This is a genomic window from Stenotrophomonas sp. YJH_SMC_123, from assembly GCF_059368215.1.
This window is the reverse complement of record NZ_JCAFRM010000002.1, coordinates 31,650-54,717: the sequence shown is the minus strand read 5'-3', so window position 1 is coordinate 54,717 and position 23,068 is coordinate 31,650. Positions and strand designations below refer to the sequence as shown.

The 23,068-nt window shown below is 68.6% G+C and carries 19 protein-coding genes and 1 riboswitch; of the genes, 12 read left to right on the top strand and 7 right to left on the bottom strand.

All coding sequences use genetic code 11. From position 1 onward, the window contains the following. Nucleotides 1-19 precede the first annotated feature (19 nt). Nucleotides 20-847: a kinase gene (locus AC5P5W_RS05140; protein ID WP_046432003.1), complete on the top strand. Its 828-nt coding sequence runs from the start codon at nucleotides 20-22 to the stop codon at nucleotides 845-847. 8 nt (nucleotides 848-855) lie between these two features. On the opposite strand, the gene AC5P5W_RS05135 is transcribed toward AC5P5W_RS05140, so the two are convergent. Beyond that, nucleotides 856-1,059, bottom strand: a complete 204-nt coding sequence (locus AC5P5W_RS05135) for a dodecin family protein (RefSeq protein ID WP_005410663.1) — start codon at nucleotides 1,057-1,059, stop codon at nucleotides 856-858. A 98-nt stretch (nucleotides 1,060-1,157) separates the two neighbouring features. On the opposite strand from AC5P5W_RS05135, the gene AC5P5W_RS05130 reads away from it, so the two are divergent. The 5 genes from AC5P5W_RS05130 (at nucleotide 1,158) to mdtD (ending at nucleotide 5,710) form a co-directional block, all read left to right on the top strand. Continuing rightward, complete coding sequence (locus AC5P5W_RS05130) at nucleotides 1,158-1,700, top strand: shikimate kinase (RefSeq protein WP_014648049.1); 543 nt, start codon at nucleotides 1,158-1,160, stop codon at nucleotides 1,698-1,700. Continuing rightward, a complete protein-coding gene (gene aroB / locus AC5P5W_RS05125; protein ID WP_032957074.1) occupies nucleotides 1,697-2,809 on the top strand; it encodes a 3-dehydroquinate synthase in 1,113 nt (370 codons plus the stop codon). The genes AC5P5W_RS05130 and aroB overlap by 4 nt, the downstream gene beginning before the upstream one ends. Before the next feature lie 51 nt (nucleotides 2,810-2,860). Beyond that, nucleotides 2,861-3,100 carry a WGR domain-containing protein gene (locus AC5P5W_RS05120; RefSeq protein WP_014648051.1) on the top strand — a complete coding sequence of 80 codons (240 nt, stop codon included), beginning with the start codon at nucleotides 2,861-2,863 and terminating at the stop codon, nucleotides 3,098-3,100. Nucleotides 3,101-3,125: 25 nt separating this feature from the next. Continuing rightward, the gene (gene hemE / locus AC5P5W_RS05115; RefSeq protein ID WP_134809182.1) at nucleotides 3,126-4,208 is read left to right on the top strand and encodes a uroporphyrinogen decarboxylase; all 1,083 of its coding nucleotides are present in this window, start codon (nucleotides 3,126-3,128) and stop codon (nucleotides 4,206-4,208) included. A 92-nt stretch (nucleotides 4,209-4,300) separates the two neighbouring features. Beyond that, nucleotides 4,301-5,710 carry a multidrug transporter subunit MdtD gene (mdtD, locus tag AC5P5W_RS05110; protein WP_014648053.1) on the top strand — a complete coding sequence of 470 codons (1,410 nt, stop codon included), beginning with the start codon at nucleotides 4,301-4,303 and terminating at the stop codon, nucleotides 5,708-5,710. A 514-nt stretch (nucleotides 5,711-6,224) separates the two neighbouring features. Here mdtD and AC5P5W_RS05105 read toward each other — a convergent pair. Then, nucleotides 6,225-9,752 (bottom strand): hybrid sensor histidine kinase/response regulator, encoded by a 3,528-nt coding sequence (locus AC5P5W_RS05105; RefSeq protein WP_495220892.1) that lies wholly within the window; start codon nucleotides 9,750-9,752, stop codon nucleotides 6,225-6,227. A gap of 96 nt (nucleotides 9,753-9,848) precedes the next feature. Further along, nucleotides 9,849-13,391 (bottom strand): sensor histidine kinase, encoded by a 3,543-nt coding sequence (locus tag AC5P5W_RS05100; RefSeq protein ID WP_197575465.1) that lies wholly within the window; start codon nucleotides 13,389-13,391, stop codon nucleotides 9,849-9,851. Between the two features lie 164 nt (nucleotides 13,392-13,555). On the opposite strand from AC5P5W_RS05100, the gene AC5P5W_RS05095 reads away from it, so the two are divergent. Genes AC5P5W_RS05095 through AC5P5W_RS05085 form a run of 3 tightly spaced genes read left to right on the top strand, consistent with a single transcriptional unit; the run spans nucleotide 13,556 to nucleotide 15,345 of the window. Then, nucleotides 13,556-14,200: a YceI family protein gene (locus AC5P5W_RS05095; protein ID WP_014648056.1), complete on the top strand. Its 645-nt coding sequence runs from the start codon at nucleotides 13,556-13,558 to the stop codon at nucleotides 14,198-14,200. Then, entirely contained in the window at nucleotides 14,197-14,769 is a 573-nt protein-coding gene (locus AC5P5W_RS05090; RefSeq protein WP_049441295.1) for a cytochrome b/b6 domain-containing protein, read from the top strand. Before AC5P5W_RS05095 ends, AC5P5W_RS05090 begins: the two co-directional genes overlap by 4 nt. 3 nt (nucleotides 14,770-14,772) lie before the next feature. Next, on the top strand, nucleotides 14,773-15,345 hold the full coding sequence (locus AC5P5W_RS05085) for a YceI family protein (protein WP_014648058.1): 573 nt from the start codon (nucleotides 14,773-14,775) through the stop codon (nucleotides 15,343-15,345). A gap of 119 nt (nucleotides 15,346-15,464) precedes the next feature. Here AC5P5W_RS05085 and AC5P5W_RS05080 read toward each other — a convergent pair whose 3' ends face one another. Beyond that, a complete protein-coding gene (locus tag AC5P5W_RS05080; protein ID WP_014648059.1) occupies nucleotides 15,465-15,695 on the bottom strand; it encodes a glutaredoxin family protein in 231 nt (76 codons plus the stop codon). Between the two features lie 99 nt (nucleotides 15,696-15,794). Here AC5P5W_RS05080 and AC5P5W_RS05075 point away from each other — a divergent pair, with 99 nt between their 5' ends. Together AC5P5W_RS05075 and AC5P5W_RS05070 are read left to right on the top strand one after the other, a co-directional pair. Next, nucleotides 15,795-17,177, top strand: coding sequence for an L-serine ammonia-lyase (locus tag AC5P5W_RS05075; RefSeq protein WP_006464040.1), 1,383 nt, complete (start codon nucleotides 15,795-15,797; stop codon nucleotides 17,175-17,177). Between the two features lie 205 nt (nucleotides 17,178-17,382). Beyond that, a complete protein-coding gene (locus tag AC5P5W_RS05070) occupies nucleotides 17,383-18,378 on the top strand; it encodes an alpha/beta fold hydrolase (RefSeq protein WP_014648060.1) in 996 nt (331 codons plus the stop codon). Between the two features lie 110 nt (nucleotides 18,379-18,488). Here AC5P5W_RS05070 and AC5P5W_RS05065 read toward each other — a convergent pair whose 3' ends face one another. The 3 genes from AC5P5W_RS05065 to metX are packed head-to-tail and all read right to left on the bottom strand — an operon-like array spanning nucleotide 18,489 to nucleotide 21,816. Further along, nucleotides 18,489-19,556, bottom strand: a complete 1,068-nt coding sequence (locus tag AC5P5W_RS05065) for a homoserine dehydrogenase family protein (RefSeq protein WP_197574654.1) — start codon at nucleotides 19,554-19,556, stop codon at nucleotides 18,489-18,491. After that, nucleotides 19,553-20,788, bottom strand: coding sequence for an O-succinylhomoserine (thiol)-lyase (locus tag AC5P5W_RS05060; RefSeq protein ID WP_046432019.1), 1,236 nt, complete (start codon nucleotides 20,786-20,788; stop codon nucleotides 19,553-19,555). The genes AC5P5W_RS05065 and AC5P5W_RS05060 overlap by 4 nt, the downstream gene beginning before the upstream one ends. Beyond that, nucleotides 20,785-21,816, bottom strand: coding sequence for a homoserine O-succinyltransferase MetX (gene metX / locus AC5P5W_RS05055; protein ID WP_197574653.1), 1,032 nt, complete (start codon nucleotides 21,814-21,816; stop codon nucleotides 20,785-20,787). Before metX ends, AC5P5W_RS05060 begins: the two co-directional genes overlap by 4 nt. Nucleotides 21,817-21,893: 77 nt before the next feature. Next, nucleotides 21,894-22,012, bottom strand: a riboswitch (SAM riboswitch). Nucleotides 22,013-22,160: 148 nt separating this feature from the next. Between metX and AC5P5W_RS05050 the strand changes: the two genes are divergently transcribed. Further along, complete coding sequence (locus AC5P5W_RS05050; protein WP_197574652.1) at nucleotides 22,161-23,045, top strand: M23 family metallopeptidase; 885 nt, start codon at nucleotides 22,161-22,163, stop codon at nucleotides 23,043-23,045. Nucleotides 23,046-23,068 lie beyond the last annotated feature (23 nt).

Here is a 23,068-nt window from a genome sequence, read left to right as displayed (position 1 = left end):
ATTGGGCTATTGTGGCTGCATGGCCGCTGCTGCGTATATGCCCCAGGTGAAAGGATTCCCCGAAACATTGGCCGAACAGGCGCTGGATGATGCGCTGGGCAGCGGCGCAGCGGTTCCAGTATTGGCGATCAGCGGCCTGCAGGGGAGCGGCAAATCGACGCTGGCGGCGCAGGTGGTGGCCCGTGCCCAGGCACGCGGCCTGAACGCAGCCACGCTGTCGATCGATGATGTCTACCTGACCCGCGCACAGCGCCAACGGCTGGCCCGCCAGGTGCACCCACTGCTGATCACCCGCGGCCCGCCCGGCACCCACGACCTGCCGCTGGCCCATGCGGTATTGAACGCCGTGGCCGCACGCCAGCCCTTCGCAATGCCGCGCTTCGACAAGCTGGCCGACGAGCGCCTGCCCGAAGCACACTGGCCGCAGCTGCAGCAACCGCTGGACCTGCTGGTATTCGAAGGCTGGTTCCTGGGCACGCCCGCGCAGGATGACGACGCGCTGGACAGCCCGTTGAACGCACTGGAACGCGAAGCCGACGCCGATGGCCGCTGGCGGCGCTGGTGCAACCAGGCGCTGGCCCGTGACTACCCGGCGTTGTGGCAGCGCTGCGACCGCCTGTGGTTCCTGCAGCCGCCGGATTTCTCGGTGGTACCACGCTGGCGCTGGCAGCAGGAGCAGAACCTGCAGGCCGCGCAGCCGGGCCGGCACGGCATGAGCCGGCCACAGCTGGAGCGCTTCGTGCAGTACTACGAGCGGGTCAGCCGGCAGGCATTGAGCGCCCTGCCCGCCCTGGCCGACCACGTGGTGGTGCTGGACGGCCAGCGACAGGTGCAGGACGTGCGCTGAACGCGCCCCTATTCCACCAGGAAAGTCACCCGCAGGTTGACCCGCCATTCGGTGATCTCGCCGCTGCCATTGGTGACCACCTTGGTCTCGTTCACCCAGGCGCCCTGGATGCCCTTGACCGTCTCGGAGACTTTCTTCAGCCCGCTGCGCACGGCGTCTTCCACGCTTTTCGGCGAGGACGCAGTGATTTCGATGACCTTGGCGACCGTCATGGCCTGTACTCCGTCTGGCGCGGGAGACCCCGCAGGAACGCCCACCCTGACGTGAAGAACGTAAAGGCCAGGGCACGGAGGTGTTAGCATCAGAAGGCATGAATCCTGCTCCGAACCTGATCCTGATCGGCCCGATGGGCGCCGGCAAAACCTGCATCGGCCGCCGCCTGGCCGAGCGTTTCACGCTGGACTTCGTCGATGTCGACCAGGCCATCGTCGATGCCGCCGGCGCCAGCATTCCGACCATCTTCGAGCACTCCGGCGAAGCCGGCTTCCGCAGCCATGAACGCCAGGCGCTTGCGCGGGTACTGGAAGGCCGTGGCCAGCTGGTCTCCACCGGTGGCGGCGCCGTGCTGGATCCGGACAATCGTGCACTGATCGCCCGGCGCGGCTTCGTGGTCTATCTTCGGGTCAGCGTGGCCGAACAGCTCGAGCGCCTGGCCCGCGACAAGGGCCGGCCGCTGCTGCAGCGCCCGGACCGCGAGCAGGTGCTGCACGATCTGGCCGCACACCGCGACCCGCTGTACCGCGAACTGGCCGACCTCACCCTCGACACCGACCCGTATACCGCTGCCGATGCGACCGCCCAACTGGTGGTCAAGCTGGCCACGCAATGGCAGCGCCAGGACCTGACCGCATGACCTCCCCCGCCCTGCTGCAGGTCGCCGTTGGCGGCGACCGCCCCTACTCCATCACCATCGGCGCCGGTGCCCAGGCCGATGGCACCGCGCTGGCCTCGCACGTGCGCGGCCGTCATGTGCTGCTGCTCAGCGACAGTGAAGTCGCCCCGCGCTATCTGGCGCCGGTGAAGCAGACGCTGCTGGCCGCTCGCCCCGACCTGGTCATCGGCGAGCACGTGCTGGCCGCGGGCGAAGCCTCCAAGACGCTGGCCGAGTTCGGCCGCGCGATCGAAGCGCTGGCCGCGCTCGGCGCCACCCGCGACGCCTGCGTCTTCGCCCTCGGCGGCGGCGTGGTCGGTGATCTCGCCGGTTTCGCTGCCGCCTGCTGGATGCGCGGCGTGGACTGCGTGCAGCTGCCGACCACCCTGCTGGCAATGGTCGATTCGTCGGTGGGCGGCAAGACCGCAGTCGACATTCCGGCCGGCAAGAACCTGGTCGGTGCCTTCCATCCGCCGCGTGCGGTCATCGCCGATACCCGCGTGCTGGCCACCCTGCCGCCACGCGAGCTGCGTGCCGGCCTGGCCGAAGTGGTGAAGTACGGCGCGCTGGGTGATGCCGTGTTCTTCGAGTGGCTGCAGCAGCATGCCGATGCGCTGCTGGCCGGCGAGGATGCGGTGCTGGCCGAGGCCATCGCGCGCAGCTGCCGGCACAAGGCCGCCATCGTCGAGCGCGACCCGTTCGAAAAGGGCGAGCGTGCCCTGCTCAACCTCGGCCACACCTTCGGCCACGCCATCGAGACCGAACAGGGCTATTCGGCCCCGGGCCGCGATGCGCTGAACCACGGCGAGGCGGTGGCGGTGGGCATGGTGCTGGCGGCGAAGCTGTCCACCGACCTGGGCCTGGCCGACGATGCCGACCGCGCGCGCCTGCAGGCCCTGCTGGAACGCCTCGGCCTGCCGGTGGCGATCCCGGCCGGGCTGGAGCCGCAGGCCCTGCTCGGCCGCATGCGCCTGGACAAGAAGAACGTGGCCGGCCGCCTGCGCCTGGTGTTGTGGCGCGGGATGGGCCGCGCCGAAGTGGTGCCGGACGTGGATGAGGCGGCGGTGCTGAAGGTGCTGTCGGTCCGGTAGTGCCGGCCGCGTTGCGGCCGGGGTCACCCTGGCCCCGCTACAATCGGCGCCATGCACGTTTACCTGCAACATCCCGACGCCGGTGCGCAGGCACCGCGCTTCCTGCGCCTGAGCCTGCTGCCGGACCTGTTCGGCGGCTGGGAGCTGCTGCGCGAGAGCGGCCGTGTCGGCAGCCGCTCGCAGCTGCGGCGCGAGCTGTTCCTGCAGGCCGACGACGCCCGCCACGCCTTCGAGAAGGCCCGTGATGCCGAACTGCATCGCGGCTTCCAGATCCTTTCGCACGGCGACTGACGCCGCTGCTCCTCCCGTCCAAGGAATGCCCATCGTGACCAGCCCTCTCCGCAACGATCGCCTGCTGCGCGCCCTGCGCCGCGAACCGGTGGACTGCACCCCCGTCTGGCTGATGCGCCAGGCCGGCCGCTACCTGCCGGAATACCGCGCGACCCGGGCCAAGGCCGGCAGCTTCCTGGCCATGGCCAAGACCCCGGAGATTGCCTGCGAAGTCACCCTGCAGCCGCTGCGCCGCTTCCCGCTGGATGCGGCCATCCTGTTCTCGGACATCCTCACCATTCCCGATGCGATGGGCCTGGAGCTGTACTTCGTCGAAGGCGAAGGCCCGAAGTTCCGGCACCCGGTGCGTGACGAAGCCGCCATCGCCCGGCTGGCGGTGCCGGACATGGAACAGGACCTGGGCTACGTGATGGATGCGGTACGGCTGATCCGCCGCGAGCTGGACGGCCAGGTGCCGCTGATCGGCTTCTCCGGCAGCCCGTGGACACTGGCCTGCTACATGGTGGAAGGCGGTGGCAGCAAGGACTTTGCGCGCATCAAGGCCATGGCACTGAACCACCCGCAGGCGCTGCACCGCCTGCTGGAGGTCACCACCGACGCGGTGATCGCCTACCTCGGCGCGCAGCGCGCCGCCGGTGCGCAGGCGCTGCAGGTGTTCGACACCTGGGGTGGCGTGCTGTCGCCGGCGATGTACCGCGAGTTCTCGCTGCGCTACCTGCAGCGCATTGCCGAGGGGCTGGAGCGCGGCGAAGGCAGCGAGCGCACGCCGCTGATCCTGTTCGGCAAGGGCACCGGCCTGCACCTGGAAGCGCTGTCGCAGACCGGCGCCGATGCACTGGGCCTGGACTGGACGCTGGACCTGGACGAGGCGATGCGCCGCACCGGTGGCCGCGTTGCCCTGCAGGGCAACCTCGACCCGACCACGCTGTACGCCTCGCCGGATGCGATCGCCGCGGCCGCCGCGCGCGTGCTCGACACCTATGCCGCCGGCAACGGCGGCTCGCGCGAGGGCCATGTGTTCAACCTCGGCCATGGCATGTCGCCGGACATGGACCCGGCGCATGTACAGGTGCTGGTCGACGCAGTGCACGCGCACAGCCAACGCTGAGCATTCCGCATGCAGGTACGGCGCGACCTTGATCGCGCCGTGACCCGCAGTGCGCGATCATGGCGGCCCCCACGCTGCACCGGCCGCACCCCATGTCCACATCGCCATCGACCTACAACCGCCAGCGTCCCCTGCTGTGGCTGGTCTCCCTGGCGATCTTCATGCAGATGCTGGACTCGACCATCGTCAACACGGCGTTGCCGGCGATGGCGGCCAGCCTGGGCGAGAGCCCGCTGCAGATGCAGTCGGTGGTGTTCAGCTATGCGCTGGCGGTAGCCACCTTCATTCCCGCCTCGGGCTGGATCGCCGACCGCTACGGCACCCGGCGCACCTTCCTGGTGGCGATCATCCTGTTCACCCTCGGCTCGCTGGCCTGCGCGCTGGCCCAGCACCTGCACCAGCTGGTCGGTGCGCGCGTGCTGCAGGGCATCGGCGGTGCGATGCTGCTGCCGGTCGGCCGGCTGGCGGTGATGCGCTCGGTGCCCCGCGAGGATTTCCTGCGCGCGATGAGCTTCATCGCCATCCCCGCGCTGGTCGGCCCGCTGATCGGCCCCACGCTGGGCGGCTGGCTGGTCGAGATCGCCTCATGGCACTGGGTGTTCCTGATCAACCTGCCGATCGGCGTGATCGGTTTCATCGCCGCGATGAAGATCATGCCCGACCATTACGCCAGCCACCGCACCCGCTTCGACCTGCGCGGCTACGTCATGCTGGCCTTCGCGATGGTGGTGCTGTCGCTGGCACTGGACGGCATCTCCGGCCTGGGTACGCCACACGCACTGGTGATGCTGATGACCGTGGCTGGCCTGGCCGCGCTGGTGGGCTACTGGCTGCACGCCGCCAACTCGACCGCACCGTTGTTCTCGCTGGCCCTGTTCCGCGTGCCCAGCTACCGCATCGGCATTCTCGGCAACCTGTTCTCGCGCATCGGCAGCAGCGCGATGCCGATGCTGATCCCGCTGCTGCTGCAGGTCGGCCTCGGCCTGGGCCCGATGCATGCCGGCCTGATGATGGTGCCGGTAGCGGCCGCCGGCATGGTCTCCAAGCAGCTGGCGGTGAGGCTGGTCGAGCGCTTCGGTTACCGCCGCGTGCTGATGGTCAACACCGTGCTGGTCGGCCTGGCGATGGCCAGCTTCATCCTGATGACACCCGGCCAGCACCTGGCCTGGCGCCTGCTGCAGCTGGCGTTCTTCGGCGCGGTCAATTCGCTGCAGTTCACCGTGATGAACACCGTGACCCTGCGCGATCTGGACCGTGAGTTCGCCAGTTCCGGCAACAGCCTGCTGTCGATGGTGATGATGCTGGCCGCCGGCTTTGGTGCTGCTGCGGCCGGCAGCCTGCTGGCCGCGTTCGGCAACCACCTGGACAGCAACAGCGCCACCGCCGCGCTGCATGCCACGTTCCTGTGCGTGGGCGCGATCACGCTGACCTCGACGATGATCTTCTGGCAGCTGCCCGACACCAAGCCCGAACCGCGGCAGGTCGAGCACGTCGCGGAGTGAAGGGGGTTCGGCAGGGCCTGCGGCCCTGCACCTGCAGAGGCCGAAGCAACAGCAACAGCAACAGCGAGCATTCCGTGAGTTGGCGGGGCGGAGTCGCAGTGCGGGGACGCCGCAAGTACGTCCCTGTAGGCTTGGCAGCCGCATCCATGCGGCTGACACCCCGCACTGCGACACCCCCCCACCTCTGACAGATGGTCGCTGCTGTTGGTGGGTGTCGACCTTGGTCGACACATCTGTCAGATATCGAAATACATCTGGGGTCAGATCCGTTTTCCTTCGGAAAACGGATCTGACTCCGAGCGTCGTTCCGACAGATCGCGGAATACTATCGAAGGCGGGGTGGGTCCGGTTGCGGGAGTGTCCGCGGCATGGATGCCGCGGCCAAGCCCCCATGGATGGGTTTACGGCGTCTCCCGCAACCGGATCCACCCCGCCATCCCAAGGAATGCAGGCTTTTGACGTTGACGTTGACGTTGATTCTGCAGGTGCAGGACTGCAAGCCCTGCAATAAACCCTACCTGCCCATCGCCCTGGCGATCGCTTCCACCAGCAGTTCACCAGTCACCGGCTTGCGCAGGAAGCCGCCGATGCCGGCCGCTTCCACCTGCTGCTGAAGGTCCGGATCAGTCCGCGCGGTCACCGCCAGCAGCGGCAGCATGTAGCCCTGGTTACGCAGGTGCTGGGCCAGTTCGAAGCCGCTCAGGCCGGGCAGGTCCAGATCCAGCAGGCCGACGTCGAAATCGCCGGCACTGATCTCGCGCAGCGCCGCCAGCGCATGGCCGGCATGCACCACCTCGTGGCCGCGTGCGCTCAACAACCCCCGCACCACATCGGCCACGGTGGCATCGTCCTCGACCAGCAGCACCCGCAGCGGTGGCATGTTCGCCGCATCGTCGCGATGCCCCTCGGCGGACACCTCGGCGTCACCGTCCACCACCAGTGGCAACGGCAGGGTGACGCCGAAGCAGGTGCCCCGGCCCAGCTGGCTCTCCACCTGGATCCGCCCCTGCATCGCTTGTGCCAGCTCGCGGCAGATCGCCAGGCCCAGGCCGCTGCCACCGTACTGCGCTGCCGTACGTGCACCATCGGCCTGCTCGAAGCGTCGGAACAGGCGCTGCTGCTGTTCCTGGCTGATGCCCGGGCCGGTATCACGTACCTCGAAATGCAGCGCGCGCAGCTCGCCATCGCAACGTGCATGCAGGGTGATGGTGCCGCGGCTGGTGAATTTCACTGCGTTCGACAGCAGGTTCAGCAGGATCTGCCGCACGCGCATGGCATCGCCGGTCGCCTGCAGGCCCGGCGGCAGCTGGTTGTCCAGGACGAAGCGCAGGCCCTTCTGTGCAGCCAGCGGGCCCATCAGCGCCGCCAGATCCTGCAGCAGGCCATTCAACGCAAACGACTGCGACTGCAGCTCCAGGCGCCCGGACTCGATCCGCGCCAGGTCCAGCGCATCGTTGACCAGATGCAGCAGGTGCTCGCCCGCATGCCGGATCGACTGCGTGTAGCCGCGCTGCTGCGGGTCCAGTGGCGAAGCCAGCAGCAGCTCGCTCATGCCCAGCACGCCGGTCATCGGCGTACGGATCTCATGGCCAAGGTTGGCCAGGAAGCGGGTCTTGGCCGCCGAGGCCTGCTCGGCCAGTTCCTGCTTGTGCAGCGCCAGCTGGTAGGCGTGGCGCCGCTGCAGGCGGCGTCGGTACAACCAGGCGAACCAGCTGGTCAGCAGCAACCCGACCGACGCCAGCACCAGCAGGCCGGACAGGCTGCGCCACCACGGCGGCTGCACGCGGAACTCCAGGCTCTGCACCCGCGACCACACATGGTCGGCCGAGCGTGCCTGCACCTCCAGCCGGTAGCTGCCCGGCGCCAGGCGCGAGAACAGGCGTTCACCCGCCGGACCGACCTCAACCCAATCCGGGTCGTAGCCGGCCAGGCGATAACGGTAGGTATTGGACGCCGAGTCGGCAAAGGACAGCAATCGCGCGACGATGCGCAGGTCGCGATCGCCATCGGCGATCTGCAACGGCGCATCGTGGGTCATGTCCAGCACCTGTTCGTTGCGGCGCACTTCCACCCGCTCGATCACCAGTGGCGCGCGACGTACCGAAGGCCGTACCTGCTCCGGGTCGAACACCACCGCGCCCGCTGCCGTTCCGGCCACCAGGTGGCCATCGGCCGCTGCGATCAGGGTGTGCTCGCGGAATTCCTGGCTTGGCAGGCCGTCGTGCACGCCGTACAGGCGCACGCTCTGCCCATCGGCACTGACACGTACCAGGCCGCGTGCGCTGGTCGCCCAGGCCACGCCCTGCGCATCCACCACCAGGCCAGAGGCGGAGATCGCCGGATAGCCCTGTTCGGCACCGACCACCGCCTGCCGTTCCAGCCGCCCCTGGCTCCAGCGGTATCGCGACAGGCGCCCGTCCTCGGACAACCAGACCTGGCCGTCACGGCCCACATGCAACGCATGGATGGCCGTTGCCGGCGCACCCGGCACCGGCTGGAAGCGTTCGCTTTCCGGCAGCCACTGCAGCAGGCCACGGCTGCTGGCCAGCCAGATATGGTCCTGCGGACCGCATTCCACATCGAGGTTGAGCTGGCCCTGCTGCAGGCCGCGCTGGCCATTGTCCAGCTGGCGCCGCAGGCGTCCGTCGAGATCACGTTGCTGCAGGCCCGCGGGAAGCATCAACCAGAGGCTGTCGCCGTCGCAGGTCATCATCGCTTCGATGACCCCTTCCATCGCCGCATCGGTACCGGCATCACGGCCCCAACGACGCAGTTCGCGCCGTTGCGGGTCGTAGCGCACCAGTGCATCGGTCGATCCGATCCAGACCTGGCCACGCCGGTCCTCGCGCACCGAGGTCAGCCAGTGCATGCCGTTGACCCAGGTGCGGTGCTGCTCGATCCTGCCGGTCTTCGGATCGAAGCGGTCCAGCGCGCCATGGCTGCCCACGGTCCAGACACCGCCATTGCTGGACGGGCTGGTGCCCAGCACGAGCGCATTGCGCAGCGAGCTGGGGTCGTCCTCCAGCCGCGACAGCACCGAGAACTGCCACCAGCGTGGCAGCAGGTGCCACAACCCGGCATTGGTGCTGGCCAGCCAGATGCCACCTTCGCGGTCCTCATAGGCACCGGTCCAGTTCGGCCGCACCGGACCGCGTGCGATCGCGCTGTACAGAGGCACGGTCTGGTACTGGCCGTCGACCGCACGTCCCAGCCCGGTGCGCGTATCCAGCCAATGCCCGCCCTGCTCGTCGCGCAGCATCATGCCCAGCACCTGCTCGCCTGGCGGCAGCTTCCACGGTGGTGCCTCGAAGCGGCCATCCGGGCGGCGCACGGTGGCCCCGGCCATCGTGCTGATCCACAGGCTGCCATCGGGCTCGGCGGTCAACCCGTTGATCAGCAGGCTGGGAATGATGTCCGTACCGACACGCTCGAAGTCGGTCCCGGTCCAGCGTGCCACGCCATGCTTGGTGCCGATCCACAGGCTGCCATCGGCCAGCGTGGCCAGGTAGGGCACCGACGACGAAGGCAGGCTGCGCGGATTGTTCGGCTCGGGCAGGTAGCGCTGCAGGCGGTCCTGGCTGTCCAGGCGGTACAGGCCGCCTTCGTGGGTACCGAACCAGATCGAGCCATCAGGCGTGCTGGCCAGGCTCCAGACCGTGTTGGTGCCCATCAACGGCTGGCTGCTGCGGTCGTAGAAGTGCAGCTGCCGGCGGTCGGCCGACATGCGCACCAGGCCAGCGTTCTCGGTGCCTATCCACAACTGGTTGCGGGCATCGACCAGCACCGTCCAGATGCGGTTGTCACGCAGTCCATCCTTGGAACGCCACACGCGGTAAGTGCGGCCGTCATAGCGGGCCAGGCCATCGTTGGTCGCGATCCACAGGTAGCCGTACCGGTCCTCGGCCATGCGGTTGACGGTATTGGACGGCAGGCCATCGAACACCGTCACCTGCCGCGGGCTCGGAGGCACCGGCTGTGCCGCAGCGGGCAACGCGCCGCACAGGAGGACCAGCAGCAGCATCGCCGCCCGCAGATACACCACCGATTGCCTCCTCACGCTGGTCCTGATGATTCCCGCGCTGCGGGCGTCGGCATGGTAAACCGAAAGTCGCGCCGTTCACGCCCGGCGCCGGCACGGTCACGCAGTTGCCTGCCGTTTCGCACGCGCCTGGGCGATGGCCGCCACCAGCAGGTCGCCGGTCACCGGCTTGCGCAGGAAGCCATCGAAGCCGGCGGCCAGCACCTGGGTTTCGGCGTAGGCATCGGAACGGGCGGTCACTGCCACCAGCGGCAGTTCATAGCCCATGGTGCGCAGCTGGCGGGCGATGGCCGTACCGTCCAGCGCGGGCAGATCGAGATCGAGCAGGCCGACGTCGAAACCATCGGTGGCGATCTCCGACAGCGCACCCAGGCCATGCAGCACGTGGACCACCTCATGCCCGCGCCCCCGCAGCAGGCCGGCGATGACCTCGGCCACCGTGGCGTCGTCCTCGACCAGCAGGATGCGCAGCGGCGGCAGTTCCGGCAGGGCCGCCACCTCGCCCGCGGTGCCGGCGGCCTGGCGCGTCCAGGGCAGGGGCAGGCGCACGCGGAACCGCGCACCCTTGCCAGGCTGGCTGTCCACTTCGATACGCCCCCCCATCGCCACCGCCAGTTCCTGGCAGATCGCCAGTCCCAGGCCACTGCCGCCGTAGCGCGACGCGGTGCGCGGACCGTCGGCCTGTTCAAAACGATGGAACAGGCGCTGCTGCTGCTCGGCATTGATGCCCGGGCCACTGTCATGCACTTCGAAACACAGGCCGCCCTTCTCTTCCAGGCGTACGGCCAGGCCGACGTGGCCGCGCTCGGTGAACTTGATGGCGTTGCCGAGCAGGTTCAGCAGGATCTGGCGCACGCGCATCTCGTCGCCGCTGACACTGACCGGCCCTGCCGGGTTTTCACCGCGCCGGAATTCCAGCTGGCGCTGCTGCGCCATCGGCTGCATCAGGCCCTGCACCTGGTCAAGCAGTTCCTCCAGGTCGAACGGACGCAGATCCAGCTCAAGCCGCCCGGCTTCGATGCGGGCCAGGTCCAGCGCATCGTTGACCAGCCGCAGCAGATGGCTGCCGGCCTGCTGGATCGACCCCGCGTAGCCACGCTGCACCGGATCCAGCGGAGTCGCCAGCAGCAGTTCGCTCATGCCCAGCACGCCGGTCATCGGCGTGCGTACTTCGTGGCCCAGCGTGGCCAGGAAACGGCTCTTGGCCTGCGAGGCCTGCTCGGCCAGCTGCTGCTTGTGCACCGTCAGCTGCCATTGCTGGCGACGGCGCAGCCGCGCGCGGACCGACCAGACCAGGACCACCAGCAGCAGCGACCCCAGCAGGATGTAGCCGAAGATCGCCATGCCGCTGCGCCACCACGGCGGCAGCACCTTCACCTGCAACTGCTGCGAAGGTGTCCACGCGCCCCGGGCGGTCGCTGCCTGCACCTCGATGACGTAGCTGCCGGTCGGCAGCCGCGACAGGGTGCGCTGGCCATCGCCCCCCTGCTCCACCCAGTCCTGGTCATAGCCCTGCACGCGGAAGCGGTAACGGTTGCCCTGCGGGCTGGCATAGGACAGCAGCCGCGCATCGATCTGCAGATCGCGGTCATCCGGTCCCAGCAACAGGGTGCCGGTGAGCGGCAACGGTTGCCAGCCGCGCGCGTCGTCGCGGCGTACGCGCACTTCGGCGATCACCAGCGATGAAGAAGGCAGCACCGTGTCGTCGGCATTCACATCGAAGGCAACCAACCCGGTCTGGGTGACGGCCAGCACGCGACCATCTGCATTCACTGCCGGTGGCCGGCCGGTGAACTCCGCATCGGACAGTCCATCGCGCTCGTTGAACTGCTGCAGGCGCCGCGTTTTCGGGTCCCAACGCAGCAGGCCGCGCGGCGTCGTCGCCCACAGCTGGCCGTTGCCGGCCAGCGCCAGCCCGCCCATGGTGACCGGCGGCACGCCTGCACTGCCGTCGATGCGCTGGATCAGGCGCAGGCTCAGGCCATCCCACTGGTAGCGCTCGAACGCGCCTTGGCGCGCCAGCCACAACTGTTGCGGATCGATCCACACCAGGTCGTAGATGGGCCCGCGCGAAACGCCCGGTACTGCCTCGAAGCGTCCAGCCTGCTCGCGCCAGATGCCCATGTCACCCATCACCCAGGGCCGGCCATGGGCGTCGAAGCGGATCTGCTCGATCGGCGCATCGGCGGTCCCGCGGAAATGCTCCAGCGGATAGCGGTGCAGCAGCCGGCCCTCTGCATCGCGCTGCTGCAGGTCCAGGCCCATCACCGACACCCACACCGTGCCATCAGGCGCCTGCCGCATCAGGTCGATGCGCTGGCGCAGGTCGGCACTGCCATCGATCCGCAGATCGCGCAGCGCGCCGGTAGCCGGATCGTAGACGGTGATGCGGCCGCCGCGTCCCAGCCACAGGCGCCCATCCGGGCGCGGCAGCACCGACCACACCACGCCGCTGCCGAGCTGCCGGTCGCTGGCCAGCAGGCGCAGGGTGCCCTGCGCATCGAGCTGGTACACCCCTCGCGCCGAGCCGACGTAGTAGTTCTTCCCATCGCTGGCCGCGCTCAACAGGTACTGGCTGTCCAGCGGCTTGCCGTCGAGCTGGTTCCAGATCGAGAAGCGCCGCCAGTCCGGTGGCAGATAGGCCAGGCCCTGGGTCAGCAGCGCCACCCACAATCCGCCCTCGTGGTCCTGCAGCAGATCGAGCACACCGCTGTGCGCGGTCAGGAAGCCGCTGCCGCGGTCGCCCTCCAGCCGGCGCAGCGCCGCCGCATCCCCCCGCAACAGGCCATCGGAGGTGCCAGCCCAGAAGCCCCCCTGGCGATCGGCCAGGACCAGGGCCGAGCGCAGCTGGGCGCTGTCGGCCCATCGCGGACGACTGACCCGGTCCTGCCCATCGATGCGGTACAGGCCATCGTTCTGGCTGCCGACCCAGATCGAACCCTCCGCATCCCGGCTCAACCGGAGCACGCTCAGCGTGCCCAGTTCCCGCGCGGCCACCGGCTCGAATCCGCTGCCGTTCCAACGCGCCACGCCCGCTTCGGTGCCCAGCCACAGGCGGCCCTGCGCATCGACCAGGCTGGTGAAGATGCTGTTGCTGGGCAGGCCCCCCGGCTGCGCCGGGTCATGGGTGTAGAGGCGCACGCTGCCGTCCTCGCCAAGCCGGCAGACGCCATGGTTGTTGGTCCCGATCCACAAGGCGTCGTCGACATAGGCCAGCGCCCAGAACTGCCCCTGGCAGGTGGAATTGACCGTGTCGAAGGTCCGGAAGCGCTCGCGGTCGGCATCCAGGCGGGCCACGCCCTTGCCGTTGATGCCCACCCAGACCCGGTCCAGCGGATCGATCAGCAGGGTCTCGATCTCGTTGCCGGGCAGCGAGCCCGGCTGTTCCGGATCGTGCTCCCAGACCCGCAGGCTGTTGCCGTCATAACGGGCGAGTCCACCATCGGTGGCGGCCCAGATGTGGCCCTGGCGATCCTCGGCCAGCGCCACCACCATGCGTGACGGCAAGCCTTCGGCGGCACCGAAGCGGCGCAGGCGCGGTGTTTCTGCCATGTCCAGGGTCGCAGCCGCCGTGGCCATCGCCATCAGCAGCAGTCCCATACCTGCGATGCCACGGCACCACCGGCGCCAGCCGCTCGTCATCCTGAACCCCCTGTCCTGGGCCGATTGTCACACAGGGCCGGGTTCATGGCTGCAACAGGCTGTTTCCAGCGGCGGCACCACCACGAACTGTTGCAGCCATGCACGCAACGTTGGCAGGGGGCTGTGCGTATGATCACAGCGTCACCTTCCGGAGCCCGCCATCGATGCGTCCCTGCCTGGCCCTGCTGCCGATGCTGCTCGCCACCGCCCCTGCCTGGGCGGCCGCCGACACCTATCGCCTCGATCCGGTGCACACGCGGGTGCTGTTCTCCATCGATCACGCGGGCTACTCGCAGGCCATGGGCACCGTGTCCGGCAGCGAGGGCCGCGTGCTGTTCGATCCCGACAACTGGCGCGACGCCACCCTGGAAGTGGACATTCCGGTGTCGCGTCTGGACCTTGGCGACGCCAAGTGGAACCAGGCCACGCTGGCCCGCAGCCTGCTCGATGGCGAGCGATTCCCCAGCGCACGCTTCGTCTCCAGCCGGGTCGAACCGATCGACGCCAAGCGTGCGCATGTGATCGGCACGCTGACCCTGCGCGGGGTCAGCCAGGAAGTCACCCTGGACGTGACCCTCAACGCGCTCAAGCGCTACCCGCTCCCTCCATTCCGACGCACCGCCGGGTTTTCCGCCAGCACGACGCTGAGCCGGCGCGCGTTCGGCATCACCGCCTGGCCGGGGGTCATCGGTGATGCGGTACAGGTGCGGATCGAGGCCGAAGCCACCCTCGACCGCAGCGACGCCCCGGGAACTCCCGCTCCCGTTCCACACTCCGACCACACGACGGCCCCCAAGGACCCTTCATGACCGCCAAGAACACCCCCGCCGCGTGGGGAAGTGTCAGCCAGCTCCTGCACTGGTTGATCGCACTGCTGATCCTCGCCCTGGGCGTGGTCGGCCTGACCATGGGCGAACTGCCCAAGACGCCCAAGTACTTCTGGGTCTACACCGCGCACAAGTCGATCGGCATCACCGTGCTGGCGCTGGTGCTGTTCCGTCTCGGCTGGCGCCTGTATGCCGGTGCGCCGAAGCAGGTGCCGGGCGTGCCCAGCTGGCAGGAACGCATCGCCAGTGCCACCCACGTGCTGCTGTACGTGCTGATGTTTGCCATTCCGCTGTCGGGCTGGCTGTACGATTCGGCCAGTGGCCTGCGCCCGTTCCGTTGGTTCGGCCTGGTCGACGTGCCCAAGCTGAGCGGCCCCGACCCGCAGGTCGTCGCGGTGTCCCATGCCCTCCACGAATACGGCTTCTGGCTGTTGATCGCGGTAGTGCTGGCCCATGCCGGCGCTGCCTTCTACCACCACCTGTTCCAGCGCGATGCAACGCTGTCCCGCATGTTGCCGCGCGGCTGGCTCGCCTCCCCTCAGAAGGACTGACCGATGAACCTGAAACTGACCACTCCGGCCGCCGTGGCTGCCGCCCTGGCCGGCATGCTGGCCACCGCCCCGGCGCTCGCTGCGGAGTATGCGCAGGCCCCCGGTGCCGGCTCGATCCTGGTGTTCGCCAGCAAGTACGACGGCGAAGTGTTCACCGGCAGCTTCCCGGGCTTCGCCACCAAGCTCAGCTTCGACCCGGCCAACCCGGCCGCCGGTTCGCTGGATGTGGTGATTCCGCTGGCAGGCGCCAGGAGCGGCAACAGCGACCGTGACTCGACCCTGCAGGGCGCCGACTTCTTCAATGTCGGCAAGTTCGCCACCGCGCGTTACACCGCCAAGGGCTTCCGCGCCGTGGGCAACGACCAGTTCGCCGCCGATGGCACCCTGGAACTGCGCGGCGTCAGCAAGCCGGTCACCCTGACCTTCACCTGGAAGCCGGGCACCCAGCCGGTGCTGACCGGCAAGGCCACGGTCAAGCGCCTGGACTTCGGCGTCGGCGGCGGTGACTGGGCCGATACCAAGACCATTCCGGACGACACCGCGATCAGCACGATCGTGAAGTTTGACGCGAAATAAGACGCATCCGGTGATGCCGTGCCCGCGGCCGGCATCACCGGGCATCGCAACGCATGCGGTAGTGCCGGCCGCTGGCCGGCATCACCGGGAACAGAGGGGTTGCCGGCCAGCGGCCGGCACTACTGATCGACGGCCAACCAGGCCTGCACCGTGGCCGCATCGAACGGCCAGTCCAGCTCGCGCTCGCCGCGCTCGTCGCGCAGCACCGGCACGCGCGTGCCATAGCGCGCTTCCAGCGCCGGCTGGTCATCCAGGAACACCGATTCGAACTCCGGCGCCCGCGCCTTGGCCAGCTCGGCCAGGGCCAGGTCGCACAGGTGGCAATCGTCACGCTGGATCAGGGTCAGCACCAGTCAGGCTCCCGTGGCGGAAATGCTGCGCCGCAGCCATCGGATGGCCCGGCAAGCCGCTAGAATAGCGGCTTGTCCGGTACCCGCAGTTTGGCATCCATGGCTGTCAGCACGTTCGACGTTTTCAAGATCGGCATTGGCCCGAGCTCCTCGCACACCGTCGGACCGATGAAGGCCGCCGAGCGATTCATCCATCGCTGGCTGCTCGACCCGGGCCGCCTGCACGAGGTCGCGCGCATCCGCGCCGATGTCTATGGCTCGCTGGCCTTGACCGGCCGCGGCCATGGCACCGACAAGGCGATCCTGCTGGGCCTGGAAGGCCAACGGCCTAACCTGATCGACCCGGACATCATTCCGGCCACCCTGGAGCGCATCCGCAGCAGCAAGCGCATCCAGCTGATGGGCCAGCACGAGATCGCCTTCGACGAGAAGCGCGATCTCGGCATGAACAAGCGCCAGAAGCTGCCCTACCACACCAACGGCATGCGCTTCACCGCGTACAACGCCGACGACGAAGTGATCGCCACCCGCGATTACTACTCGGTCGGTGGTGGCTTCGTGGTCAACCAGGACGACGCGGCCGATGACCGCATCGTGCCCGATGAAACCCCGCTGCCCTACCCGTTCAAGAGCGGCGACGAGCTGCTGGCACAGACCGCACGCAGCGGCCTGAGCATCGCCCAGCTGATGTTCGAGAACGAAAAGTGCTGGCGCAGCGAAGACGAGATCCGCGCCCAGCTGCGCGAGATCTGGAGCGCGATGCAGTCGTGCGTCACCCGCGGCATCCGCGAGGAGGGCGTGCTGCCGGGTGGCCTGAAGGTCGGCCGTCGTGCACCGGCGCTGTACCGCGAGCTGTCGTCGAAGCCGGAAGCGGCGATGCGCGATCCGCTGACGACGCTGGACTGGGTCAACCTGTACGCACTGGCAGTGAACGAAGAGAACGCTGCCGGTGGCCGCGTGGTGACCGCACCGACCAACGGTGCGGCCGGCGTACTGCCGGCGGTGCTGCATTACTTCGACCGCTTCTGCCCCGGCGCCAACGAACAGCGCGTGTTCGATTTCCTGCTGACCTCGGCGGCGATCGGCATCCTGTACAAGGAAAATGCTTCGATTTCCGGTGCCGAAGTGGGCTGCCAGGGCGAAGTGGGCGTGGCCTGCTCGATGGCGGCCGGTGGCCTGGTCGCGGCGCTGGGGGGCAACCCGAGCCAGATCGAGAACGCCGCGGAAATCGGCATGGAACACAACCTGGGCCTGACCTGCGACCCGATCGGCGGCCTGGTGCAGATTCCCTGCATCGAGCGCAATGCAATGGGCGCGGTGAAGGCGATCAATGCCTCGCGCATGGCGATGCGTGGCGACGGCAAGCACAAGGTGTCGCTGGACAAGGTCATCAAGACCATGCGCGATACCGGCCGCGACATGCAGGACAAGTACAAGGAAACCAGCCGCGGTGGCCTGGCGGTGAACGTCATCGAGTGCTGAGGGCGACCGGCTCCGGCGCGATGGCGACGGGCCACAGGTAGAGTCGACTGTCAGTCGACCATCGCGAGCAGCGCGGGATTTCCGCGGCCTGAGGGAAGAGCAGTCGACCAACAGTCGACTCTACCCGGTCACCCTTGCCCGAACGGGCGACACCGTCACCGCGTTCCGGTTAGGCTCGGGGCTTCCCCCCCCCCCGGATTGCCCCATGCGCGTGATCGCTGCCGCCCTGCTTGCCTGCCTTCCGCTGGCCGCCCTGGCCGCCCCCACCTACGGGCCTCGGCTGGAGGGTTTCGACTACGGCTATCCGGTGAAGACCTTCGCGCTGGAATCGCAGCGGCAGCCGCTGGAGATGGCCTACCTGGACATCGCGCCGAAGAAGGCACCCATCGGCGTGGTGGTGCTGCTGCACGGCAAGAACTTCTGTGCCGCCACCTGGAAGGAATCGATCAAGCCACTGGTCGCCGCCGGCTATCGGGTGATCGCCCCGGACCAGGTGGGCTTCTGCAAATCCAGCAAGCCCGAGCGTTACCAGTATTCGTTCGCGCAGCTGGCCGCCAACACCCATGCCCTGCTGCAACAGCTGCAACTGGGTGACGTCCCGGTGCACCTGGTCGGTCATTCGATGGGCGGCATGCTGGCGGTGCGCTACGCGCTGATGTTCCCGCAGGACCTGCGCAGCCTGTCGCTGGTCAATCCGATCGGGCTGGAGGACTGGAAGGCGCTGGGCGTCCCCTGGCGCAGCGTCGACGCGTGGTACGCCGGCGAAATGAACATCAGCTATGACAGCATCCGCCGCTACCAGCTGGAGGTGTACTACGACGGCAAATGGAAACCGGCCTACGAACCGTGGGCGCGGATGCAGTCGGGCATGTACGAAGGCCCGGGCAAGCAGGCCGTTGCATGGAGCCAGGCGCTGGCCTCGGACATGGTGTTCAACCAGCCGGTGGTCTACGAACTGAAGCACGTGCAGGTGCCGACCACGCTGTTCATCGGCCAGAAGGACCGCACCGCGATCGGGCGCGACCTGGCGCCGCCTGCGGTGAAGGCGACGCTGGGCAATTATCCGGTGCTGGGCAAAGCAGCGGCCGCAGCGATTCCCGGCGCGACGCTGGTCGAGTTCGCCGAACTGGGCCATTCGCCGCAGGTGCAGGACCCCAAGCAGTTCAACAGCGCGTTGTTGAAGGCCCTGAAGTCCCGCTGACCGGCAGGCGTGCCCTCTGTAGAGCCGAGCCCACGCTCGGCTCATGCGGCAGGACCGGGGTTCTGTCAGGAGCAGCCGAGCATGGGCTCGGCGCTACAGGAACAATGCGATCAACCCACGATCCGCAGCACGTCATCCAGCAACGCAGCCGCAGTGACTTCCGCGCCGGCACCCGGTCCCTGGATCAACAAGGGTTGGTGGCGGTAGCGATCGCTGTGGATGGCCACGCGGTTGTCGGTGCCGGCACCCTGCGCCAGCGGATGATCGGCCGGCAGTTCGCGCAGGCCCACCTGCGCACCTTCGCTGTCAACACGGCCAACGAAACGCAGCACGCGGCCGTTGTCACGTGCCTGCTGCCAACGCGCCTGCAGCGGCGCATCCAGCTGCTCCAAGGCAGCCACGGCATCCTCCAGCGGCAACGCTGCCAGCGCTTCAGGCACCAGTGAATCCACCTGTACCTGCGACGCATCCAGCGCCAGCCCGCTGCTGCGCGCCAGAATCAGCAGCTTGCGGCGCACGTCCTCGCCGGACAGGTCCAGACGCGGGTCTGGCTCGGTATAACCGGCCGCCAGCGCCTCGCGCACCGCCGCCGAGAACGGCGACTGGCCGTCATAGCGATGGAACAGCCACGCCAGCGAGCCGGACAGCACGCCCTCGATGGCATGGATGTGATCGCCACCGGCCACCAGCGCGCGCAGGCTGCTCAACAGCGGCAGCCCGGCACCAACGGTGGCACTGTCGCCATAACGCGCGCCACTGTCGGCACAGCTTTCGGCAATGGCCTGCGCGCGGGCGAGCTGCGCGCCCCGGCCCAGCTTGTTGGCGGTCACCACATGCACGCCCCGCGCCAGCCACTGCACGTGGCGCGCGGCCACGTCTTCGCTGGCGGTGGCGTCGACCACCACGTCGCCACGCTCCAGTCCTTCCGCACTCGCCCACGGTGGCGAACTCTGGCCATCGCGCGGTGCACGCCGTGCCAGTTCCAGCGGCAAGGCCAGGTCACGATCGATCTCCAGCGCAGTGCGTGAATTGGCCAGCCACTGCACGCTGGGCAGTTCCAGCCCACGCGCCCGCAATGCCTGGTAACGCTGTACGAAGGCCGAGCCGACCGTGCCGGTGCCCAGCAGCGCCAGGCGTCCCACGCCCAGAGCAGGAATTTCTGCGGCGAGCGCGCTCATGCATCCACCACCTGTTTGCGGCGCGCAGCCGCATCAATCACCGCTTCGGCGCGCTGCAGCGCGGCGCCGAGATCGGCCAGCAGGTCACGCTCGGCCTCGATGCCGACCGACAGGCGCAGCAGGCCTTCGCTGATGCCGGCCGCAGCACGCGCTTCGGCGGTCATCGCCGCATGGGTCATGGTGGCGGGGTGCGCGATCAGGCTTTCGACGCCGCCCAGCGATTCGGCCAGGGTGAAACAGCGTAGCCCGTCGACAAATGCACGCACCGCCGCATGCGGATCATCACCGGCGCAGTGCGCCAGTTCGAATGACAGCATCGCGCCGAAGCCATTCTGCTGGCGCGCGGCGATGGCGTGGCCCGGGTGATCGGCCAGGCCCGGGTAGTACACCGCGCCGACCGCCGGATGCTGGTCCAGCAGGGCAACGATCGACGCCGTGTTTTCCTGGTGCACACGCAGGCGCGCATCCAGCGTGCGCAGGCCGCGCAGGGTCAGGAAGGCATCGAACGGCGAACCGGTCAGGCCCAGCGCGTTGCCCCACCACACCAGCTGCTCGTGCAGCGCCGGATCGCGCGCGACCACCGCCCCACCCACCACATCGCTGTGGCCATTGATGTACTTGGTGGTGGAATGCAGCACCAGGTCCGCACCAAACGACAGCGGCTGCTGCAGCGCCGGTGACAGGAAGGTGTTGTCGACCACCACGAGGGCACCGGCCTTGTGCGCGGCATCGATGACGAAGCGCAGGTCGGTGATGCGCAGCAGCGGGTTGGACGGGGTTTCCACCAGCACCAGCTTTGGCTGCGTGGCTAGCGCCTGCGCCAGCGCTCGCGGATCGGTCAGGTCGGCGGTGACCAGTTCGAAGTGCCCCTTCTTTGCCAACGCGTTGAACAGCCGCCAGCTGCCGCCGTAGGCATCGTGCGGCACCACCAGGGTGTCGCCCGGCTGCAGCAGCGCGTTCAGCACCAGGTTGATCGCGCCCATGCCGGTCGCGGTGATGACGCCGCCGGCGCCGCCTTCCAGTTCGGCCAGCGCTTCACCCAGCAGGTCGCGGGTCGGGTTGCCACTGCGCGTGTAATCGTACTGGCGCTTGTTGCCGAAGCCTTCAAAACTGAAGTTCGACGACAGCACGATCGGCGGCGTGACCGCGCCATGCGCGGTGTCCCGATCGATGCCGGCACGGACGGCGGCAGTGGTACGACTACAGGACGGCTCGTTGGCGTGCAGGCTCATGCGGACTCTCCAGAAGTGCGGAAGGCGGTGGCGAGGATCGCATTGATGCGATCGGTTTCTTTGAGGAAGGCATCGTGGCCATAGGGCGAGCGCAGCACGCGCAGGCTGCCGCGCGGGCCCAGCCCTTCGACCAGGCCGACCAGGTCGGCCAGCGGCACCAGGCGGTCGCCCTCCACGGCCACCACCACGGTCGGCGGCAGGATCGCGGTGGGATCGACGCGGTGCAGGTCGATTGATTCGGACAGGCGCAGGTAAGCGGTCACCGGCGTGCGCGCGACGTACTGCGCACCGGCCGCATCGAGATAGTCTTCGGCAGCCACGCGCACGCGGCCATTGATGACCTCCGGCGCAGCATCAAAGCGCTCGCCGAACTCTTCCGGGGTGCGGTAGCTGAGCATGGCGAACTGCCGGGCCAGGGCCAGGCCGTGGTCTTCGCCGCACTGCAGCTGGCCCAGCGCGACCGCGCGGCGCTGCAATGCGCGCCAGGCGGCGGCATACGGATGCGGTCGGTGCGCACCGCTGGCCAGCACCAGCTGGCGCACGCGGGCACGATGACGGATCGCGAACTGCTGGCCGACCAGCGCACCATACGAATAGCCAACGAAGGCCTTCAGCGTGCGGATGCCGAGATGGTCCAGCAGCAGCGCCAAGGCATCGGCCTGGTCGGCGGTATCGATCGGCACATCCAGTGCACCGTCGGCGCCGATGAAGTCGAAGGCCAGCACGCGCAGCTGCTGCGGATCCAGCGCGCGGCCGCTGCCCACCAGGTCTTCGGCCCAGCCCTTCTCGCTGAACTGCGTGTTGGACGCCACGTGGCGATGGGCGGAAATGCCGCCGGCCAGCACCACCACCGGTGCATTGGCCGGACCGACCCACTCATAGCGCAGGCGCACCGGGCTGGGGCCGGCGTGGCGCATCGACAGCACCGCGGCGAACTCACCGCGCTCGGCATGCACGCGGTCTTCGACCGGCACGCTGACGGGGACAAAGGGTTCGGGGCGAATGGCGGTACTGGCGGCGAAGCTCATGGCGGGATCCGGTTGGGGAATCGGCCATCGAGCCTTCGCGGGGCCCGCGTTCGAGATGCACGTGTGGTGCATGGTTCGAACCATCTTTCGGTGGACGCCACGGTCCCCGCAGGATTTGGCACCTACGCAGACGCTTGCGCGCCTGCGGGCTGCCCCGGCTTCAAAGGGCCTGTCCCTCTGCCGGTCTCGATGGTGGGGCCACGATGCCAGCCCTTTCCGGCACTGTCAATCCCTTCATGCGGATAAAGCGATGAATATTCTTGGGGCAGCTATGCGAAGGCCGTCCCGGTCGCCCTGTTCAGGATCGGGTACAGTCCGGGCGGTCCATTCCGCTGGAAACGCCGATGTCGCGCCTGCCCCTGTCCTGCCTGCTGCTGCCTCTGCTGGCGAGCGCGACCGCACACGCCGGCGACTGGCGCCAGGGCTGGGGGCTGGCTCCCCCTTCCGCCCCTGCCACCCGCGCAGGCAGTGCCGAGGGCGCCGCCCCCATGGCCCAATTGCGCCTGCAGCCGGTCGGTACGCAATGGCAGGCCCGGATCGACAACGGGCTGGCAGGGCCGCTGCAGATCCAGCTGCGCGCCGCCGCCGGGCACCCGGTCGAAGGCCTCCCGGTCGAGTCGCTGATCCAGGGCAACAGCAGCCTGGTAGTCGGCCACCTGCCCGCCCCGATCGATGGCCGCATGCTGGATCTGCGCCTGCAGTCGGTGCCGGGCAACCCGGCCGCACAGGCCGAAGATGTCGCCTACCGCCTGCCATTCGATGCGGCGCGCCTGCGCGTGGACCAGGCGCCGCAGGGACGATTCAGCCATGACGACGAGGAGAACCGCGACGCGGTCGACTTCGCACTGCCGGAGGGCACCCTGGTGCTGGCCGCGCGCGAGGGTACGGTGATGCAGATCCAGGATGGCTTCCGTGGCAACGGCCAGGACCGCGAACGCGATGGTGCCCGCGCCAACTTCATCCGCGTGCTGCACAGCGACGGCAGCATGGCGCTGTACGGCCACCTGCAGGCCGGCGGCATGCGCGTGCGTCGTGGCCAGGCGATAGGGGCCGGACAGCCGATCGGCCTGTCTGGCAACAGCGGCTATAGCAGTGCCCCGCACCTGCACTTCGTGGTGCAGGTCAATCGCGGCATGGGCCTGCGCTCGGTGCCGGTGCGCATCTTCGCCGAGCAGGGCCAGCTGCAGTTCGCCCGCCAGGGCGAGGCCGGAGGCGGTACCGGGCGCTGACCGCCCCCGGCCGGTATAATCGG

Bases quoted from the DNA above. Each gene is read 5' to 3' on its own strand.
- AC5P5W_RS05140 (WP_046432003.1), top strand. From the start codon at position 20: ATGGCCGCTGCTGCGTATATGCCCCAGGTGAAAGGATTCCCCGAAACA.
- AC5P5W_RS05135 (WP_005410663.1), bottom strand. From the start codon at position 1,059: ATGACGGTCGCCAAGGTCATCGAAATCACTGCGTCCTCGCCGAAAAGC.
- AC5P5W_RS05130 (WP_014648049.1), top strand. From the start codon at position 1,158: ATGAATCCTGCTCCGAACCTGATCCTGATCGGCCCGATGGGCGCCGGC.
- aroB (WP_032957074.1), top strand. From the start codon at position 1,697: ATGACCTCCCCCGCCCTGCTGCAGGTCGCCGTTGGCGGCGACCGCCCC.
- AC5P5W_RS05120 (WP_014648051.1), top strand. From the start codon at position 2,861: ATGCACGTTTACCTGCAACATCCCGACGCCGGTGCGCAGGCACCGCGC.
- hemE (WP_134809182.1), top strand. From the start codon at position 3,126: ATGCCCATCGTGACCAGCCCTCTCCGCAACGATCGCCTGCTGCGCGCC.
- mdtD (WP_014648053.1), top strand. From the start codon at position 4,301: ATGTCCACATCGCCATCGACCTACAACCGCCAGCGTCCCCTGCTGTGG.
- AC5P5W_RS05100 (WP_197575465.1), bottom strand. From the start codon at position 13,391: ATGACGAGCGGCTGGCGCCGGTGGTGCCGTGGCATCGCAGGTATGGGA.
- AC5P5W_RS05095 (WP_014648056.1), top strand. From the start codon at position 13,556: ATGCGTCCCTGCCTGGCCCTGCTGCCGATGCTGCTCGCCACCGCCCCT.
- AC5P5W_RS05090 (WP_049441295.1), top strand. From the start codon at position 14,197: ATGACCGCCAAGAACACCCCCGCCGCGTGGGGAAGTGTCAGCCAGCTC.
- AC5P5W_RS05085 (WP_014648058.1), top strand. From the start codon at position 14,773: ATGAACCTGAAACTGACCACTCCGGCCGCCGTGGCTGCCGCCCTGGCC.
- AC5P5W_RS05075 (WP_006464040.1), top strand. From the start codon at position 15,795: ATGGCTGTCAGCACGTTCGACGTTTTCAAGATCGGCATTGGCCCGAGC.
- AC5P5W_RS05070 (WP_014648060.1), top strand. From the start codon at position 17,383: ATGCGCGTGATCGCTGCCGCCCTGCTTGCCTGCCTTCCGCTGGCCGCC.
- AC5P5W_RS05065 (WP_197574654.1), bottom strand. From the start codon at position 19,556: ATGAGCGCGCTCGCCGCAGAAATTCCTGCTCTGGGCGTGGGACGCCTG.
- AC5P5W_RS05060 (WP_046432019.1), bottom strand. From the start codon at position 20,788: ATGAGCCTGCACGCCAACGAGCCGTCCTGTAGTCGTACCACTGCCGCC.
- metX (WP_197574653.1), bottom strand. From the start codon at position 21,816: ATGAGCTTCGCCGCCAGTACCGCCATTCGCCCCGAACCCTTTGTCCCC.
- AC5P5W_RS05050 (WP_197574652.1), top strand. From the start codon at position 22,161: ATGTCGCGCCTGCCCCTGTCCTGCCTGCTGCTGCCTCTGCTGGCGAGC.